A 17,743-nucleotide genomic window follows, 5' to 3' on the forward strand; every position below is an offset into this window, starting at 1 on the left:
TCTAAGACTAACGAAGTGGGGCGGCGCTTTGCGCACGCAGGTGGCCGGCCAGGGAGGGCTGGTTGGAGGTGGGCGGCACGAGCGACTCCAGCAGGTGGATGACGCGGTCCTCGAAGCCCCGGCCGCCGGAGTCCGTGAGGTTGGCGAGCATGCGCACCACGAAGCGCATGAGGATCGGGACGGGCATGCCCGTGCGGAGGGCCAGCGACATGACGGCGGGCCTGCCGATCAGCTGCGCGAAGATGCGGCCGAGGGTGAAGTGGCTGCCCCACTGCTCCCGCACGTAGGGCGCGTACCCCGACATCACCTGGTCGCGTCCGAGCAGCGAGCCCACGCCCTGCGCCCGCTCGATGAACTCCGCCGCGTACCGGGCGGACTCCATCGCGTAGGAGATGCCCTCGCCGTTGAACGGCGACACCATGCCGCCGGCGTCCCCGAGGAGCAGGAGCCCGGGGCTGTAGTGGGGTGTCCGGTTGAAGCCCATGGGCAGCGCGGCGCCGCGGATCTCCCCCACCATGTTCGACGGCGTGAACCCCCACTCGGCGGGCATGCCCGCGGTCCAGTCCCGCAGCACCTGCTTGTAGTCCAGCCGGCCGAACTCGGCGGACGAGTTGAGGATCCCGAGGCCCACGTTGGAGGTGCCGTCGCCGACCCCGAACACCCAGCCGTACCCGGGCAGGGGCCTGCCCGTGGCGTCCGGCAGTTCGAGCCAGCCCTCCATCCAGTCGTCGTCCGTGCGGGGGCTGGTGAAGTAGGTGCGGACGGCGACGCCGAGCGGGCGGTCGTCCCGCTTCTGCATCCCGAGGCTGACGGCGGTGCGCGTCGAGTTGCCGTCGGCGGCGAGGACGACGTCGGCCGTGAACGTGCGGGTCCCGCCCGTCTTGCGGCCGTCGGCGTCGAGCAGGTTCACGGTGACGCCGGTGACGCGTCCGGCGTCGTCGCGGACGGCGGAGGACACGGAGTGGCCTTCGAGGATCGTGGCACCGGCGGCGCGGGCGTGCTGCGCGAGGGCTTCGTCGAAGCCGAGGCGCGTGCGGACCAGGCCGTAGTCGGGGAAGTCGCTGAGCTCGGGCCAGGGCACCTCGACGGTGCGCTTGCCGGCGATGAGGCGGAGACCCTTGTTGCGGCGCCAGCCCTCGCTCTCGTCGTGGGGCAGGCTGAGCAGCTGCAGTTCGCGGGTGGCGCGGGGCGTGAGGCCGTCGCCGCAGACCTTCTCGCGGGGGAAGAAGGTCTTCTCGAGGACCGTCACCTCGATGCCGGCGCGCGCGAGGTAGTAGGCCGCGGTGGACCCGGCGGGGCCGGCCCCGACGATGAGGACCGACACCTAGTCGACCGCCGTCGTCAGCCGGCGCAGGCGTACCTGGCCCGGCAGGAGGGGTTCCTCGCCCGGCGCCGCGGGCGCCTTAGCGGCGCGGTGCACGGCGACGATACCGCCGTTGAGGTTCCGGTACTCGACCTCGCCCCAGCCGCTGTCACGGATCCAGGCGGCGAGCTGGTCCTGGTTCGGCCAGGCGCGGATGGACTCGGCGAGGTAGACATAGGCGTCGGGGTTGGAGCTGACCCGGCGGGCGATCGCGGGGAGCGCGCGCATGAGGTACTCGGTGTAGGTGGTGCGCCAGAGCGCGACGGTGGGCTGGGAGAACTCGGCGATGACCAGCCGTCCGCCCGGCCGCGTCACGCGCAGCATCTCGGCGAGCGCCTTCTTCGGCTCGTCCACGTTGCGCAGGCCGAAGGAGATGGTGCAGGCGTCGAAGGAGTTGTCCGCGAAGGGGAGGTTGGTGGCGTCCCCCGCCACGAAGGCGATGTCAGGGCGGCGTCGCTTGCCCACCTTCAGCATGCCGAGCGAGAAGTCGCAGGCGACGACGTCGATGCCCGCGTCCGCGTAGGGCTCGCTCGACGTACCGGTGCCGGCCGCGAGGTCCAGGACGCGCTGTCCCGGCTCCGCGCCGACCGCGTCCACGACGATGCGGCGCCACCGGCGCGTCTGCCCCATCGACAGGACGTCGTTGACGACGTCGTACTTGGGCGCCACGTCGTCGAACATGGCTGCCACTTCGTCGGGCCGTTTCTCCAGCGATGCACGATTCACTCGATCATTGTCTCAAACAAACTCCGCGAGCCCACCCGCCGTGCCCAACCTCACGGGACCGCTCGAATGCGGCCCCGTGCCGCGGAGTACGCTTGAGGCATCATGAGCATTCCGTCCCTCACCGCGCTGACCCCTGCGCGCGGACAGTCCCGCGGACTCCGCAGCATCACGGTGGCACGGACGGACATGGACCCGCAGGCCGGGATCCTCGACTACGTGGTCCGCAACGACGCCCACACCTGGATCCGCCACGGGGGCGGCCTCGTGGCCTACGGCGAGACCGCCCGCTTCACCGTCACCGGACCGGACCGTTTCACGCGTGCCCAGGAGTGGTGGCGCCGCGAACTCGCCGGCGCGGAGGTGCTGGACGAGCTCGGCGTCCCCGGGACGGGCCTCATCGCCTTCGGCTCCTTCGCCTTCTCCAAGACCTCGGCGCACGAGTCGCGCCTGATCGTCCCCGAGGTAGTGGTGGGCTGCAGCGAGGGCCGGACGTGGCTGACCCTGATCACCGACGACGCCGAGGCCGAGTTGAGCGCGGAGGCGGCGGAGGCGGCGCTCGCCGCCTACCTCGCGGAACCCGACCGCGGCCGCTCCCCCCACCCGGACGACCGCCTCGGTCCGGGCGTCCTCAGCGAGGACCAGTACGAACGCGCGGTCGCCGAGGGCGTGAAGCACGTCCGGGCCGGCGAGCTGAGCAAGCTCGTGCTGGCCCGCGACGTCGTCGCCCACCTCGGGACGCCCGTCGCGACGGCCCAGGTGCTGCGCGACCTCGCGGTGCGGTACGAGGACTGCTGGACGTACGCCGTGGACGGCCTGATCGGTTCGACGCCGGAGATGCTCATCAAGGTGGAGAACAGCACGGCCCGGGCCCGCGTGCTCGCCGGGACCCTCGACCGGGCCAATGCACCGGCCGGGGACCCCGGGTACGCCGACCGCGTCCTCGCCGGGTCGGAGAAGCAGCTCCACGAGCACCAGATCGCGATCGACTCGCTCACCGACACCCTCCAGCCCTTCACGAGTTCCATGACCTCGCACAGCGAGCCGTTCGTGCTGCAACTGCCCAATGTGTGGCACCTCGCCTCGGACGTCACGGCCCAGTTGGCGGTGGACGACGACGGCCAGGTGCCGACGTCGCTGGCCCTCGTCCAGGCGCTCCACCCCACCGCCGCGGTCTGCGGCACCCCCACGAGGGTCGCGGGCGCGCTCATCCGCGAACTCGAGCACCTGCAGCGCGGCCCGTACGCCGGACCGGTGGGCTGGATCGACGCGGGCGGGAACGGCGAATGGGGCATCGCCCTGCGCGGCGCCGTCGTCGAGACCCCCACCCGGGTGCGGCTGTACGCGGGGTGCGGGATCGTCGAGGGCTCGCAGCCCGAGGCGGAGCTCGCGGAGACCTGGAGCAAGTTCCGGCCCATGATCGAGGCCCTCGGCCTGACTCGATGATTCCCACCTTGGTTACCAATAGGCAATCCCTGTAGCCTGTGATGCACATCTCGCTGTCGTTAGAATCAGCAGGACCGTCCCCGTTCCACCCCGTCCGCACAAGTGAGGTACCCATGCTTTCCAAGAAGACCGCAATGCTGGCCGCCATGGCCGCCGGCGCACTCGCGCTGAGCGCCTGCGGCGGAGGCTCCGACGACGCCGCCTCGGAGGAGGCCGGCGGCCTCGGCCTCGTCGCCGACGGCGCGCTGACCGTCTGCTCGGACATCCCCTACCCGCCCTTCGAGTTCGAGAAGGACGGCGAGTACACAGGCTTCGACATGGACCTGATGAAGGAGATCGCCTCCGGCATGGACCTCGAGCTCGCCGTCCAGGACGTCGAGTTCAACGGCCTCCAGAGCGGCGCGGTGATCGCGGCCGGCCAGTGCGACATCGGCGCCAGCGCCGTCACGATCACCGAGGAACGCAAGGCGAACCTCACGTTCTCCGATCCGTACTACGACTCCCTGCAGTCGCTCCTGGTCCCCGCGGACTCCGACATCGCCTCGATCGACGATCTCGCCGGCAAGAAGGTCGGCGTGCAGCAGGGCACCACCGGCGAGACCTACGCCACGGAGAACGCACCCGAGGCCGAGATCGTCCAGTTCCCGTCCGACGCCGAGATGTACGCGGCCATCCAGGCCGGCAACGTGGACGCGCTGCTGCAGGATCTCCCGGTCAACATCGGCCACACCGAGGACGGCTCCTTCACCATCGCCGAGGAGTACCCCACCGACGAGCAGTACGGCTTCATCATGGCCAAGGACGCCAGTGAGGAACTCGTGACCGCCGTGAACGAGCAGCTGAGCACGCTGCGCGACAACGGCACGTACCAGGAAATCTACGACTCCTACTTCGCGGAGTAGACCAGCCCTACCCGTGCGGCGCCGACGGTCCAGGACCCCGGCGCCGTACGGGTGCCACCTCCCGAAGGAAGGTAATCCCCCCGCGTGAAACGTTCAACACGCAGACGCCTCATCCAGGGCGTCCTCTACGCGGTCTTCGCCGTCGTCGTCCTGCTCATCATCCTCGCGGCCGACTGGGGCAGAATCCGGACGAACTTCCTCGATCTCGAGGTCGCCGCCGCGACCTTCCCCGAGGTCGTCACGATCGCGGCGAGGAACACGATCGTCTACACGGCCATCGCGTTCGCCGGCGGCATGCTGCTCGGCCTCCTGCTGGCGCTCATGAAGCTCTCCCCGGTGCTCCCCTACCGCTGGGTCGCGACGGGTTACATCGAACTGTTCCGGGGGCTCCCGGCACTGCTGGTGATCTTCGGGTTCGCCTACGCCGTCCCCATCGCGTTCGAGTGGCGTCCTCCGGGAGGCAATGCGGGCGCGGGCCTCATCGGCCTGATCGTCGTGTCCGCCGCCTACATCGCCGAGACCATCCGCGCCGGGATCGAGGCCGTCCCCAAGGGGCAGGTCGAGGCCGCACGGTCCCTCGGCATGAACTCGGTATGGACCATGCTGACCGTCGTCCTCCCGCAGGCCTTCCGGATCATCACGCCCCCGCTGACCAACGAGCTCGTGATCCTCATCAAGGACACGTCCCTGCTCTTCGTCGCCGGTATGGCCATCGCGGACCGGGAACTGACGACCTTCGCCCGGGACGCCCTCACCAGCCAGGCCAACGCGACCCCGCTCGTCGTGGCCGCCCTGATGTACCTTGTCATCACGCTGCCGCTCACCCAGCTCGTGGCGAAGCTCGAACGACACAACAAGAGAGGCCGGTGATCCCCGTGGCTCACGCAGCAGCGAATGCGGCGCGGTCGACGGGCGCCCCCGCCATCGAGGTCCGCGCCCTGTGCAAGAACTTCGGCAGCAACGAGGTGCTCAAGGGCATCGACTTCCATGTGGACCACGGCGAGGTGGTGTGCGTCATCGGACCCTCCGGATCCGGCAAGTCCACGCTGCTCCGCTGCGTCAACCGGCTCGAGGAGCCCACGAGCGGCACGGTGATGGTGGAAGGCGTCGACATCACGGACAGCGAGACGGACCTCGACGGCGTGCGTACGCGCATCGGCATGGTCTTCCAGCAGTTCAACCTCTTCCCGCACCTGAGCGTCCTGAAGAACCTGACGCTCGCGCAGCAGCGTGCCAAGAAGCGCGGCAGGGCCGAGGCGATCGAGGTCGCCCACCGGAATCTCGCCAAGGTGGGCCTCGCGGAGAAGGCCGACGCCTTCCCCGCCCAGCTCTCCGGCGGCCAGCAGCAGCGCGTGGCCATCGCCCGCGCCCTGTCCATGGACCCGGACATGATGCTGTTCGACGAGCCCACCAGCGCCCTGGACCCCGAGCTCGTGGGCGACGTCCTCGAGGTCATGAAGCAGCTGGCCCGGGAGGGCATGACCATGATGGTGGTCACGCACGAGATGGGCTTCGCCCGCGAGGTCGGCGACCGCGTCGTCTTCATGGACGGCGGTGTGGTCGTGGAGCAGGGCAAACCCGAGGACGTCCTCGGGAACCCGCAGAACGAGCGGACGAAGCTCTTCCTCTCGAAGGTGCTCTAGGCAGGACGCGCCGCGGACGCCACCGCCCGGCGGACGCGCGCGTGGAGGTCCCGGAGCGTCGAGCGCTCCGCCCGGACCTCGAGGATGGAGCGGCCCGTGACGGGCCGCTCCATCGCCGTATCCAGCTCCTCCAGCGTCGTCGCCCGCTCGTAGCGCAGCCCGTAGGCGGCGGCGAGGGCCGCGATGTCCACGGTGTGCGGCGTCCCGAACAGCCGCTCGACGGCGGGCCCGTAGCGCGCCGTCGTGCTCTCCTCCCCGTGCTCGAGCAGCCCGAAGATCCCGCCCCCGCCGTCGTTGAGGACCACGAGGTGCAGGTCCGGCTGCGGTTCGCCTGTACCGAGCAGCAGGCCCCCGACGTCGTGGAGGAACGTGAGGTCCCCCAGGAGCGCGCGCGTCGGGATGCCCGCCGCGAGGGCCACGCCGGTGGCCGTCGAGATGGTGCCGTCGATCCCGGCGAGCCCCCGGTTGGCGAAGACCTCGAGCGGATGCCAGCCCGTCGCGGCGACGAGATCCACGTCCCGGATGGGATTGGAGGAGCCGAGCACCAGGTTCCCGTCCGTGTGCTCCCAGGCGGCGTCGGCGACGTGCATCCCGGTGATACGCGGTTCGTCGGCCAGCAGCGACTGGATCGCCGCCTCCGCCGCCGCCCCCGCCGCCCGCCACGACCGCAGCCAGCCCTCCTCGCCGCGCCCGGCGAACGCGAGCAGCTCGGGCAGGGTGTCGATGATGTGCTCGGGGCGGCGCCCCTCCTCGAACCAGGCGACGGGTGCCGGCAGGTACAGGGCGTGCTCGACGTCGGGCCGGGCCAGCAGTGCGGTGACCGGGCGGGACAGCGTGGGGCGCCCGAACGTCACCACGCGCGTGATCGCGGGGCCGAGGTGCTCCAGGAGCAGCCGGTACGGAGCGATGGCGCTGCTGCCGAACCGCGCGTTGGAGGACGGCTCGGCGAGCAGCGGGAGGTCGAGGTGCGCGGCGAACACCGCGGCGAGCTCCCCCGCCCCATGGCCGGCGACGACGACGGTCCTGCCGCCGGGCTGCGCCGGACCGGCCGCACGGGTCGCCGCGCCCGGCTCCTGCCCCGGAACCACCGGCGGTACCGCGTTCCATGGGGTGGCGGGCCGGATGTCTGAGGGGAGCTCGTCCGATCCCTCGCCGGCGGGCACGAGAGGGTCACGGAAGGCCAGGTTGAGGTGCACGGGACCGGCCGGCTGCGGGGGCACGCCGTCCGCGGGGTGGCCGAGGGCGGCGCGCAGGGCGTCCCCGATCACGCCCGTCGGGTCCTCCCCCGCGCCGAGGTCCACGCCCGCCCGCACGTGCACCCCGAACAGGCCCGGCTGCACGGTGGTCTGGTTCGCTCCGGTGCCCCGCAGTTCCGCGGGCCGATCGGCCGACACGACCACCAGCGGCACCGCGGCGTGGTTCGCCTCCATGACCGCGGGCAGGAGCTCACCCACCGCGGTGCCCGACGTCGTCACGATCGCCGCCGGACGCTGGGCGCCCAGCGCCAGCCCCAGGGCGGTGAAGGCGCCGGACCGCTCGTCGATCCGGACGTGCAGCCGGACGTGGCCGGCGTCCTCCGCCGCGGACAGGGCATAGGCGAGGGGCGCGCTGCGCGAGCCGGGGGCGACGACGACGTCCCTCACGCCGCCTGCCACGAGGGCCCGGACGGCGCGTGCGGCGGTGGTCGCGGAGTCGAGGGGGGCTGGCGGGGGAAGGGCTGCATCGGTCACGGTTCCATCCTTCCACCCCGACCGGGGTGCACCCCCTCCCGGAGGAGGGGGCACCCCTGCCGTCGTCCGGTGGGCGTCCTGCGAGGCCGGCCTACGCGCGGAAGACCTGCACCACGGACGGGCGCGGGATCGCCGCCTGGCCGGGGCGCGGGGCGGTGCCCGCGGGTACGTAGTCCGGGAAGTAGGAGACCTGGGCCGCCCATGTGCCGTCCTCGCCGGGGTGCTGCACCGCGACGAACACGGTGCCGTCCTGGTCGTGGATGACCGGCCCGCAGGTCTCGGCGTCGCGCGGGACGGCGAGGAACTGCTGCACCCGGCCGCGCTCGGCGCCCTCCAGCCCCACCTTGAACAGGCCGTCGTTGAAGCCGACGGTGCCCGGCTGGCCGTCCGTGGAGATCCACAGGTTGCCCTCGGAATCGAATGCGACGTTGTCGGGGCACGAGATCGGCGAGACCTGGTCCTTCGGGTAGCCGCCGAAGTAGGTGGACTGGTTGCGGGCCGGATCGCCGCAGACGAGGAGCAGGTTCCAGGTGAAGCGGGTGCCCGTGGCGTTGCCGCCCGCCTCGGTCAGTTCGACGACGTGGCCGTCGCGGTTCTGGGCGCGGGGGTTGGCCTCGTCGGCGGGGGCGTTCGAGCCCACGGCGCGGTTGGTGTTGTTGGTGCAGGCGACGTAGACCTTCCCCGTGGCCGGGTTGGGCTCGACGTCCTCGCAGCGGTCCATCTTCGTGGCGCCCATCCTGTCCGCCGCGAGGCGGGTGAAGACGCACACCTCGGCGGCCGTCATGCCCGGCACCACGGACCTGTTGTCGATGAGCAGCGGGAGCCACTCGCCCACGCCGTCGAAGGCGCCGTCGGACGGAAGCGTCCCGGTGCCGTCGATCTCGGCCACCGAGTTGCCCTGGAAGCGCGCCACGTACAAGGATCCCTCGCTCAGCAGACTCATGTTGGCCTTGCGGGCAGCGGGGTCGGTGCCCTGCTGGACCGTGTTCGTGGAGACGAACTTGTAGAGGTAGTCGAAGCGCTCGTCGTCGCCCATGTAGGCGACGACGCGCCCGTCGGGAGCGACGGTGACGTTGGCGCCCTCGTGCTTGAAGCGTCCCAGCGCCGAGTGCTTCCTCGGGGTGGAGGTCGGGTCGAACGGATCGACCTCCACGATGTACCCGAAGCGGTGCTTCTCGTTCTCGTACCCGGCGTTGCGGGTGTCCCAGCGCGGCTCGTCGATCTCCCAGCCGCGCGCCGTCGGCTTGCTCGTGATGCCGTAGCGGCGGTCACCGGCGCTCGTCCCGGCGGCCACGAAGTAGCCGTTGAAGTTCTCCTCGCCGGAGAGGATGGTGCCCCACGGGGTGGTGCCACCGGCGCAGTTGCCGAGGGTGCCGAGGATGGTGCGTCCTGCGGGATCGTCCTTCGTCGTCAGGAGGCCGGAGCCGGCGGCGGGGCCGGTCACCTCGTAGGGGGTGGTGGTCAGATAGCGGCGGTTGAGGGGCGCACCCTGCACGTACGACCACGGCTTGTTCCTGTTCCTGCGCTCGAGCTCGACGACGGACAGCCCGTGGGCTGCCTTCCCGATGCCGCGGACCTCGGCGGCCGGGGTGGTCGGTGGCACCATGATCGTCTCGTTCGTGTACTCGTGGTTGGCGAACAGCACCGCACGGCGGCCCTTGCTGCCCTCGATCTCCAGGACATCCGTGTAGTCGCAGTTGTAGCCGAACTGCTGGGCCTGGGCGGCGGCGGTCTGGTGGTTCGGGTCGAACACGGGCGAGGTGCGGAAGAGGGGGTCCCCCCAGCGGACCACGGGCTTCCAGTCGTATCCCTGGGGCACGGTCATGGCGTCGACCTTCGCGTCGACGGGCGCGATCGGCTGGAACGGCAGGTTGCTCCTGAGGTAGCCCTTGCCGGGCGGGGGTGCGGCGACGGCGGACCCGGCCCCGGTCTGCGAGGCGACCAGGAGCGTCAGCGCCCCGGCGGCCCCGGCACCGAGGGCGCTGCGGCGGGAGAACTCGCGCGAGACGATGTCACGGAAGTAGTCGTTGCCCGACGTGTTGCACACGGCGTCGGAGCACGCGTTGTCGCACTTCAGCGCGCACGTGACGGCACTGCGCTTTCCCTTGGTGTGGCCGAGCATGGGCAGCAGGCGGCGCGTGGTGTCAGTCATGGCGTGGTACCTCTCGACAGGATGAACAGCGTTCCTCCCCACCCTGCCGAGGGCACCTGAACAACCGCAGTGCGCACCGGTGAACCCCGCGTGAACGGGATCACAACAGGAGTCAGCGCTCCCGCGCCGCGGCCAGCACCGCGTAGCAGCGTGCCAGGCGGTCCAGCCACCACTGCCGCCGCTCCTCGGCTGCCGCATGGCGTTCCAGCAGCGCCTCCACGACGTCGACGTCCCGCACCGGGAGGTACCCGTGCTCGGGTACGAGGGACTCACGAGCGACGTCGCCGGCCATGAGCGAGACCGTGGCGAGCCCGCACGCGTACGGCAGCGCGGGCAGCGCCGCGGCGAGGGCGACCCCGGCACGGATGCCCACGGACGTGTCGAGGGCGGAGCTGACGACGGCGGGGAGCCCGGCACGGCCGATGATGTCCAACGCCCGCCGCACGCCCCCGAGCGGCGGGGCCTTGATGACGAGGAGATCGGCCGCGTCCTCGCGGGCCACCCGCAGCGGGTCGTCCTGGCGCCGCACGCTCTCGTCGGCCGCGACGAGGATCTCCTCCCCGCGGCGGCGCAGTTCGACGCGGACGGCGCGGAGGCCGGGGATGTCCGCCACCGGCTGCTCCACGTACTGCAGGCCGAACCGGCCGAGGGCGTCGAGGGCCCGGAGTGCCTCCTCCACCTCCCAGCCGCCGTTGGCGTCGACCTTGATGCCGGCGTCGGGCAGGAGGCGGCGCACTTCGGCGACCCGGGCGACGTCGTCCGCGAGCGACTGCCCCCGCTCGGCCACCTTCACCTTGACGGCGCCCACGGCGCCGAAGCGGGACAGCACCCCCTCGACGTCAGCGGCATCCACGGCCGGGACCGTTGCGTTGACCGGGATCGCGGACCGGACCGGGTCGGGGAAGCCGTGCCAGGCCGCCTCGATGGCGCCTGCGAGCCACGCGGCGGATTCGGTGTCGTCGTACTCGAGGAACGGGCAGAACTCGCCCCAGCCGGCAGGCCCCCGGACCAGCAGGGCCTCACGGACGAGGACGCCCCGGAACTTCACGCGCATCGGCACCGAGACGACCCGCGCGGCCGCCGCCACCTCCTCGAGGGTCGGCAGCGGAAGGGCGTCCGGCAAGGGCGGGTCCGAGGTGTGCACGCCCTCAGGCTACGGGAGCGGCGGGACCCGGCAGAGGTCGCGGGGCGGGGAACGCGGCGGTTCGTGTGGAACCATGGAGAGGATGACGTCCCAGCGAACCTCCACCGGACGGGCCCGGGCCGCACGCTCGCCGCTGCTGTTCGTGCTGGCCGCCGTCTTCTGCGCCACGGCGCTCGGCTGGACGTACTGGGCCTTCGTCCGGACCACGCGGGGGCAGTTCGCTGACGAGTCCGCCTGGCGGGAGGCCGATGTCGCGGCCCCCGACACCCAGCTCCCGTTCCTGCGGTTCCTCGACACCCTGCCGCTCGTCTCGGTGGTCGTCGCGGCAGCCGCGATCCTGTTCGTGGCGGTGGTCCGCCGGCGGATCGCGGCCGCGGCGACCGCCGTCGCCGTCATCCTCGCCTCGAACCTGAGCACGCAGCTGCTCAAGAACGTCGTGTTCGACCGCCCGGACCGAGGCGTGGAGACACTGGCCTTCAATTCATTACCCTCCGGGCATACGACGTTGGCGGCCTCCGCGGCCGCCGCCGTCTTCATCATCGTGACGCCGCGCTGGAGACCCTTCGCCGCGGCCGCCGGTGGGGCCTACTCCGTCCTCGCGGGGGCGGCGACGTTCATCAATCTCTGGCACCGCCCCGCGGATGTCGTCGCCGCGCTCCTCGCCGTCGGGACCTGGACCCTCATCGGCGGGCTCATCATCATGCGGACCGGCGACCACTGGAACACCTGGCACGGCTTCGGCGCGTTCTGGGCGTCCTCACGCGCCTGGCTGACGGCGTGCTGGCTGCTGGGGATCGGCGGCCTGCTGCTGTCCATGGTGCTCTACCTCTCCGTGCTGGCCCTCGGGCCGGCCCCCGAACCCGGCACCGCGGACGTCCCGCTGTTCTTCTGGTGGGGGCTGACCTGGATCATCGGCGTCGGCTTCACCCTCGCCGCCGCCGCCGGCTGGCTCTTCTCCTCGCAGGCCCGCGTGTCCCTTCCGCCGACCGCCCGGTAGCACCCACTAACACCCCCACTGCCGCCGCGCACGTCCTTTTTCCGTGCGCCCGGTCCCGTTGTCCCACCGCAGGGCTGGTGGAACGCTGGCCGGACCAGCGACGAGGGAGACGATCGATGAAAGCCATGGTGTACCGCGGCCCGTACAAGGTCCGGGTCGAGGAGAAACCGATGCCGACGATCCAGCACCCCAACGACGCCATCATCCGGGTGACCACCGCCGCGATCTGCGGCTCCGACCTGCACCTGTACCACGGCCTCATGCCGGACACGCGGATCGGCCACACCTTCGGCCACGAGTTCATCGGCGTCGTCGAGGAGGTGGGGCCGTCCGTGCGGAACCTCACGCGGGGCGACCGCGTGATGGTGCCCTTCAACGTCTACTGCGGGTCCTGCTACTTCTGTGCCCGTGGGCTGTTCTCCAACTGCCACAACGTCAACCCGAACGCCACGGCGGTGGGCGGTATCTACGGCTACTCGCACACCACGGGCGGGTACGACGGCGGGCAGGCCGAGTTCGTGCGCGTGCCCTTCGCCGATGTCGGGCCCACCATCATCCCCGACTGGATGGACAGCGAGGACGCGGTGCTGCTCACGGACGCCCTGGCCACGGGGTACTTCGGGGCGCAGCTCGGCGACATCGTCGAGGGCGACACCGTGGTGGTGTTCGGCGCCGGGCCCGTCGGGCTGTTCGCGGCCAAGTCCGCGTGGCTCATGGGCGCGGGGAGGGTCATCGTCATCGACCACCTCGAATACCGGCTGGAGAAGGCACGCGTCTTCGCCCAGGCGGAGACCTTCAACTTCGCCGAGTACGACGACATCATCATGGAGATGAAGAAGACCACCGACTACCTCGGCGCCGACGTCGTCATCGACGCGGTGGGCGCGGAGGCGGACGGGAGCTTCCTCCAGCAGGTGACGGGGACCAAGCTCAAGCTGCAGGGCGGCTCCCCCGTGGCCCTGAACTGGGCCATCGACTCCGTGCGCAAGGGGGGTACGGTGTCCGTGGTCGGAGCCTACGGCCCGATCTTCAGCGCCGTGAAGTTCGGCGACGCACTGAACAAGGGCCTGACCCTGCGCATGAACCAGACGCCCGTGAAGCGGCAGTGGCCGCGCCTGTTCGAGCACATCCGGAACGGCTACCTCAAACCCAACGACATCGTCACGCACCGGATCCCCCTGGAGCACATCGCCGAGGGATACCACATGTTCTCGGCGAAGCTCGACGGCTGCATCAAGACGCTCATCATCGCGGACCCCAGCTAGGAGACCATCATGTCCTCACCCACGCCGCCCACTCCCTACATCGCGAACAAGCCCAGGGACATCCCGAGCGCCGAGGCGCTCCGGGCGAGGATCGCGGGCTGGGGTGCGGACCTCGACCCGAAGGACCGGCCCTCCTATCCGCGCGAGGTCTTCGATCCGGCTGCAACGGGTGCCCACTGGGACTACCCGGAGGAGCAGCAGGGCCGTGAGGGCCGTGAACGGTCGATCGAGCACGGACGGCTGACGCCGGTCTTCGGGACCAGCGCGCCGCTGCACGGCGTCTCCGGCAGCATCCGGCGCTACGCCTACCGGTACGGCGAGGGCCGGGCCGCCCACTGGCTCATCCTCCTGGCCGGCGACCGCGTGGACGCCTGGGGCGCACACCTGCGGTCGCTCGCCTCGCTGCGCCCGGACAATCCGATCACCGAGACGGGCATCCTCTCGGAGGGACGGAGGCACGGGATCGCGTCGCGCGTCGGCAGGAAGCGCGTGGACGTCAACCATCTGTGGATCGACCCGATCGTCGTGGCCGGCCCCTGGGTGGCTGCGACGGCGGGAGCGGCGCTCGCGGCGCGGGCGATCGCCCGCAGGGCCCGGGACTGACGCCCGGGATCACACGACGTGCCCGGTCGACGGCTTCCCTCGGTGGGCATGTCCGGGGATGCCCACTCCACGCCCCTGTGCACTGGGCAGAACCGACCGGCGCCCAGGAACGGGACCGGCCGACGCGGCGTGGCCCGTGCGTCAGCCCAGGGCACGGACCGGTTCGGCCGACCCAGGGGCAGCCCGCGGGATCCAGTACCAGAGGACACCGGCCCCGAGGAAGCCGAGGACCGCCGTCGCCCAGATACCGGCGGACAGGGTGGTCAGGGTGGTCACGAGGGCGAGCAGCCCGGGGCCTCCCATGGTCCCGACGTCGGTGAACAGGCGCCAGATCCCGAGGAACTGCGGCCGGCCGGGCGACGGCGAGAAGTCCGCCCCGAGCGTCATGACGATGCCCGAGCCGATGCCGTTGCCGAACCCGATGAGCAGGGCGACCAGGAGCAGTCCCGTCGCATCCCCGGTGAGGGGCAGGAGCGTGAGCGCGACGCCCATGACGAGCATGCACGGGACCGCGACCCACCGGCGCCCGCGGACGTCCATGACCTTGCCGGACGGGTAGAAGACCAGCATGTCGATGGCGCCCGACAGCCCGTAGATCAGCGCGGTGGCCGACGCATCGAGGCCGATCGCCTCGGCCCACAGCGGCAGGACTGCCTGCCGGGTGGCCCGCACCGCGGCGATCAGCAGGACCCCGATCCCGACGGTGAGGAAGATCCGGCGATGGCTGCGCATCACGGAGCGCACGGTCGGTGAGGATGCCGGCGGTGCGCTGCCCGGGGCCGTCGTCGCCCGCCGATGCGGCGCCTCGAGGTCGGGCACGCGCCAGCTGAGGGCGGCGGCGGCGAGGCTTGCGACTCCGCCCACCCAGTAGGCGCCGTCGAGCCCGAGCGCGCTCATGGCGAGGGCTGCCGCGAAGGGCCCCGCGAAGACCCCGATGCGCGTCACGCCGCCGAGCGTGGACAGCGCCCGGGCCCGGACATGCGGGGGTACGGCCTCGGTGAGGTAGCTCTGGCGCGCGAGACCGAACACAGCGCCCGCGATGCCCACCATGAGGACGGCGACGGCGAAGACGGGCAGGGTGGGGGCCGCGAGGGCGAGGAACATCGCCGCCGCACACCACAGCGCAGCGCCCACGAGGGCCTTGCGTTCCCCGAACCGCGTGGCGATCAGCGTCGCCGGGACATTGGCCGCGAGGGAACCGATGCCCGAGAGCGTCAGGACGAGTGCCGCCGTCGCAACGTCCGCCCCGAGGTCGCGCGCGGTGAGCGCGATGACGGGCAGGATGGCGCCGGTGGCCACCCCGTACAGCAGCGACGGGCCATAGGCTCCCACCGCGATCGCACGGACGTCGAAGGTTTCCTCGGGCACTCTTCGACCTTAGCCCGGGGACCTCGGGCTGCGCGGGCGGCAGGGCCGGTCTACTCCCCGGTGTCGCCGCCGGTGGTCCCGTGCTCGGAGTCGGTCGGGTAGGCGTCCCCGCGGATCGGCCCGAGCTCTTCGAAGAGGGTCAGCTGGAGCCCCGCCGGGCCGTCGAGCGAGCGCCAGGGCGTCTCCGCCGGCATCGAGGATCGTCACCAGAGCACCGTCCCCGCCCTCGAACGCCGCCTCTTCGGGCAGACCGAGGACGTCGCGGTAGAAGACGACGGCGGCGTCGTAGTCCTCGGCCTCGACGACGAGCCGCAGCTGACGGACGGGCGGCACGGGGCCGGTGGGATCACTCACCGCTGCAGGCTAGGCGAGCAGCAGCCCCGCGGACAGCCCCAGTGCCGCCGCGGCGAGCGCCGCCAGCGCCGTTCCCGCACCCGACAGCACGGCGGCCCCGATGCGGTCCGCCTGCAGCAGGCGCACCGTCTCGCTGCTCGCCGTGCTGAAGGTGGTGTAGCCGCCGAGGAAGCCCGTACCGCAGATCAGCACCCACTCGGACGGGAGGACCGCCGCGACGCCCAGCGCGGTGACGAGACCGACCAGGAACGAGCCGGTGATGTTGACGGTCATCGTGCCGATGGGGACCACCCCCCGCAGGACGCTGCGGATGACGCCGTCGAGCACGAAGCGCACCACGGCACCCAGCCCGCCGGCCGCGCCGAGCGCGAGGACCAGGGCGAGGCTCACCGCCGTCCTCCCGCGAGGGTCGGCGTGCGACGGCGGACCAGACGTCCCGCGGCGATGCCGAGCGCCGTCGCCCCGAGGCCCATCAGGACGGACACCACGAGGTAGCCGAGGCCCGCCGCGGCCGCGCCCCCGCCCAGGAGGAGTGCGGAGTCGACGGCGAGCGCACTGTAGGTCGTGAATCCACCGAGGAAGCCGGTGCCGAGCAGGAGGCGCAGCGCGCGGCGCCGGCCGATGTCGGGACCCCGCCTGGCCAGGGCCTCGAGGAGCAGGCCGAGGGCGAAAGCCCCCGCGATGTTGATGAGGAAGATGCCCAGGGGAACGCCCGACGGCGTCGGGAGGACCTCGGACAGTCCGAACCGCGCGAGGGTCCCTCCCATCCCGCCGACGAACACCAGTGCGAGGTAGCCGGCCCGGAGGTGCGGCGGCGCCTCACCCCGCGGGGGTCGGCGTGGGCCGTGCAGCTCAGGCAACGTGGCGTGCGAGGAAGGTCAGGGTGCGGGTCCAGGCGTCCTCGGCGGCCTCGGCGCGGTAGGCGAAGCGGTTGGAGTCGTTGAAGAACGCATGGCCGGCCCCCTCGTACGCAACGGCCGTGAAATCGACGCCCGCCTCGGCCATCGCCTTCTCGAGCGCGGGCAGGCCGGCGATCAGGGCGGCGTCCTCCTCCCCGTAGAAGGCGAGGATGGGAGCGGTGATCCGCGCGAGCTCCTCGTCCGGGACGTCGGCATGGCCGTAGAACGGCACGCAGGCGAGCAGGCGCGGCTCGTGGACGGCGAGCGAGAAGCTGTAGGTCCCGCCGAAGCAGAAGCCGGTGATGCCCACGCGTCCCCTGACCTCGGCGTCGTCGTGCAGGAAGGTGAAGCAGGCCCTGACCCGCTCGGTGGTGAGCGCGCCGACCTCCGGGTTCCGCAGGGGCGCGAGGAGCGCCCGGAGCTTCGGCTGGGCCTCGTTGCGCGCCGCCTCGTCCGGCCCGAAGAGGGCCTCGCCGAGTCCGGCGGTGGACTCCTCGGTGATGCCCCGGTCGGCGAGGAGATCGGGCGCGACGACGACGTAGCCCTCGCGCGCGAAGCGGTCCGCGACGTCGCGGGTGTGGGCGACCAGACCCCACACCTCATGGAGGAGGACGAGCCCGCCACGTACCGGTCCCTCGGGCCGTGCGACGTAGGCGGAGAGGGGACCGGTGGCGGTCGGGATGTCCTGGCGGGAACTCACCCGCCTAGGTTGGCACGCTTCGCGATGGTGCGCCAACCGCCGGCACGGTTGTCGGCGATGACGGCGCGGAAGATCTCCCGGAGCGCGTCCTGGTCCACCGGACGATCCTCGTAGACGGCGATCGTGCGTCCGGTCGAGTTGCCGTGGCCGCCCGTGATGATCCCGTGGGGATCGGGGGCCAGTCCGCCGTCGTAGAGGAAGACGTTGACGTGGTCCCGGGTGGCGAGCAGCGCGCACACGTTGCCGTGGAGCACGAAGTAGGGCTGGCGGGTGCGCTTGATCGTCTCCTCGACCTCGGGGTCGGCCTCGTGCACCACGCGGCGGACGGTGCGGCAGATGTCCTGCTGCCATGCGGGCAGCGCGGCGATGTAGTCGTCGATGCGCGGATCGGGGGCTCCTGCCATGGGCACAGTCTGGCAGGAGGGAGGACGGTGCGGAAGAGCGGCCGGGATCC

General features: G+C 71.7%; 18 protein-coding genes. 7 read left to right on the forward strand and 11 right to left on the reverse strand.

Annotated features, from left to right (window positions below; genetic code table 11):
* Positions 1–7: 7 nt before the first annotated feature.
* Positions 8–1,324, reverse strand: a complete 1,317-nt coding sequence (locus tag ACX80P_RS09195) for a geranylgeranyl reductase family protein (protein WP_459277769.1) — start codon at positions 1,322–1,324, stop codon at positions 8–10.
* Complete coding sequence (locus ACX80P_RS09200) at positions 1,325–2,089, reverse strand: demethylmenaquinone methyltransferase (protein ID WP_459277770.1); 765 nt, start codon at positions 2,087–2,089, stop codon at positions 1,325–1,327.
* Positions 2,090–2,191: 102 nt separating this feature from the next.
* Here ACX80P_RS09200 and ACX80P_RS09205 point away from each other — a divergent pair, with 102 nt between their 5' ends.
* From ACX80P_RS09205 to ACX80P_RS09220, 4 genes are all read left to right on the forward strand, one after another.
* Positions 2,192–3,532, forward strand: coding sequence for an isochorismate synthase (locus ACX80P_RS09205; protein WP_459277771.1), 1,341 nt, complete (start codon positions 2,192–2,194; stop codon positions 3,530–3,532).
* A gap of 113 nt (positions 3,533–3,645) precedes the next feature.
* Positions 3,646–4,434, forward strand: a complete 789-nt coding sequence (locus ACX80P_RS09210) for a transporter substrate-binding domain-containing protein (RefSeq protein WP_459277772.1) — start codon at positions 3,646–3,648, stop codon at positions 4,432–4,434.
* A gap of 84 nt (positions 4,435–4,518) precedes the next feature.
* A complete protein-coding gene (locus tag ACX80P_RS09215) occupies positions 4,519–5,304 on the forward strand; it encodes an amino acid ABC transporter permease (RefSeq protein ID WP_459277774.1) in 786 nt (261 codons plus the stop codon).
* Positions 5,305–5,309: 5 nt separating this feature from the next.
* The gene (locus ACX80P_RS09220) at positions 5,310–6,077 is read left to right on the forward strand and encodes an amino acid ABC transporter ATP-binding protein (RefSeq protein WP_459277775.1); all 768 of its coding nucleotides are present in this window, start codon (positions 5,310–5,312) and stop codon (positions 6,075–6,077) included.
* Here ACX80P_RS09220 and menD read toward each other — a convergent pair.
* The 3 genes from menD to ACX80P_RS09235 all read right to left on the reverse strand — a co-directional run bounded on the left by menD (position 6,074) and on the right by ACX80P_RS09235 (position 11,103).
* The gene (menD, locus tag ACX80P_RS09225; protein WP_459277776.1) at positions 6,074–7,807 is read right to left on the reverse strand and encodes a 2-succinyl-5-enolpyruvyl-6-hydroxy-3-cyclohexene-1-carboxylic-acid synthase; all 1,734 of its coding nucleotides are present in this window, start codon (positions 7,805–7,807) and stop codon (positions 6,074–6,076) included. The two genes, ACX80P_RS09220 and menD, sit on opposite strands and share 4 nt — an antisense overlap.
* Before the next feature lie 91 nt (positions 7,808–7,898).
* The gene (locus tag ACX80P_RS09230; RefSeq protein ID WP_459277777.1) at positions 7,899–9,959 is read right to left on the reverse strand and encodes a PhoX family protein; all 2,061 of its coding nucleotides are present in this window, start codon (positions 9,957–9,959) and stop codon (positions 7,899–7,901) included.
* Positions 9,960–10,071: 112 nt separating this feature from the next.
* Complete coding sequence (locus ACX80P_RS09235) at positions 10,072–11,103, reverse strand: o-succinylbenzoate synthase (protein ID WP_459277778.1); 1,032 nt, start codon at positions 11,101–11,103, stop codon at positions 10,072–10,074.
* 82 nt (positions 11,104–11,185) lie between these two features.
* Between ACX80P_RS09235 and ACX80P_RS09240 the strand changes: the two genes are divergently transcribed.
* The 3 genes from ACX80P_RS09240 to ACX80P_RS09250 all read left to right on the forward strand — a co-directional run bounded on the left by ACX80P_RS09240 (position 11,186) and on the right by ACX80P_RS09250 (position 13,968).
* Entirely contained in the window at positions 11,186–12,100 is a 915-nt protein-coding gene (locus ACX80P_RS09240) for a phosphatase PAP2 family protein (RefSeq protein ID WP_459277780.1), read from the forward strand.
* Positions 12,101–12,216: 116 nt separating this feature from the next.
* Positions 12,217–13,365: a zinc-dependent alcohol dehydrogenase gene (locus ACX80P_RS09245; protein ID WP_459277781.1), complete on the forward strand. Its 1,149-nt coding sequence runs from the start codon at positions 12,217–12,219 to the stop codon at positions 13,363–13,365.
* Between the two features lie 9 nt (positions 13,366–13,374).
* On the forward strand, positions 13,375–13,968 hold the full coding sequence (locus ACX80P_RS09250) for a hypothetical protein (RefSeq protein ID WP_459277782.1): 594 nt from the start codon (positions 13,375–13,377) through the stop codon (positions 13,966–13,968).
* A gap of 141 nt (positions 13,969–14,109) precedes the next feature.
* Here the strand turns inward: ACX80P_RS09250 and ACX80P_RS09255 are convergent, their stop codons facing one another.
* Genes ACX80P_RS09255 through ACX80P_RS09280 form a run of 6 tightly spaced genes read right to left on the reverse strand, consistent with a single transcriptional unit; the run spans position 14,110 to position 17,693 of the window.
* On the reverse strand, positions 14,110–15,336 hold the full coding sequence (locus ACX80P_RS09255; protein WP_459277783.1) for an MFS transporter: 1,227 nt from the start codon (positions 15,334–15,336) through the stop codon (positions 14,110–14,112).
* A 9-nt stretch (positions 15,337–15,345) separates the two neighbouring features.
* Complete coding sequence (locus tag ACX80P_RS09260) at positions 15,346–15,690, reverse strand: VOC family protein (protein ID WP_459277784.1); 345 nt, start codon at positions 15,688–15,690, stop codon at positions 15,346–15,348.
* A 9-nt stretch (positions 15,691–15,699) separates the two neighbouring features.
* The gene (crcB, locus tag ACX80P_RS09265) at positions 15,700–16,080 is read right to left on the reverse strand and encodes a fluoride efflux transporter CrcB (RefSeq protein ID WP_459277785.1); all 381 of its coding nucleotides are present in this window, start codon (positions 16,078–16,080) and stop codon (positions 15,700–15,702) included.
* The gene (locus tag ACX80P_RS09270; RefSeq protein ID WP_459277786.1) at positions 16,077–16,550 is read right to left on the reverse strand and encodes a CrcB family protein; all 474 of its coding nucleotides are present in this window, start codon (positions 16,548–16,550) and stop codon (positions 16,077–16,079) included. Before ACX80P_RS09270 ends, crcB begins: the two co-directional genes overlap by 4 nt.
* Positions 16,543–17,289, reverse strand: a complete 747-nt coding sequence (locus ACX80P_RS09275; protein ID WP_459277788.1) for a dienelactone hydrolase family protein — start codon at positions 17,287–17,289, stop codon at positions 16,543–16,545. The genes ACX80P_RS09270 and ACX80P_RS09275 overlap by 8 nt, the downstream gene beginning before the upstream one ends.
* A complete protein-coding gene (locus tag ACX80P_RS09280) occupies positions 17,286–17,693 on the reverse strand; it encodes a DUF1801 domain-containing protein (RefSeq protein ID WP_459277789.1) in 408 nt (135 codons plus the stop codon). Before ACX80P_RS09280 ends, ACX80P_RS09275 begins: the two co-directional genes overlap by 4 nt.
* Positions 17,694–17,743 lie beyond the last annotated feature (50 nt).

Source organism: Arthrobacter arabinosi (assembly GCF_054511115.1).

Coding starts and splice junctions, on each gene's coding strand:
- ACX80P_RS09205 (WP_459277771.1), top strand. CDS start 2,192: ATGAGCATTCCGTCCCTCACCGCGCTGACCCCTGCGCGCGGACAGTCC.
- ACX80P_RS09210 (WP_459277772.1), top strand. CDS start 3,646: ATGCTTTCCAAGAAGACCGCAATGCTGGCCGCCATGGCCGCCGGCGCA.
- ACX80P_RS09230 (WP_459277777.1), bottom strand. CDS start 9,959: ATGACTGACACCACGCGCCGCCTGCTGCCCATGCTCGGCCACACCAAG.
- ACX80P_RS09240 (WP_459277780.1), top strand. CDS start 11,186: ATGACGTCCCAGCGAACCTCCACCGGACGGGCCCGGGCCGCACGCTCG.
- ACX80P_RS09245 (WP_459277781.1), top strand. CDS start 12,217: ATGAAAGCCATGGTGTACCGCGGCCCGTACAAGGTCCGGGTCGAGGAG.
- ACX80P_RS09250 (WP_459277782.1), top strand. CDS start 13,375: ATGTCCTCACCCACGCCGCCCACTCCCTACATCGCGAACAAGCCCAGG.
- ACX80P_RS09280 (WP_459277789.1), bottom strand. CDS start 17,693: ATGGCAGGAGCCCCCGATCCGCGCATCGACGACTACATCGCCGCGCTG.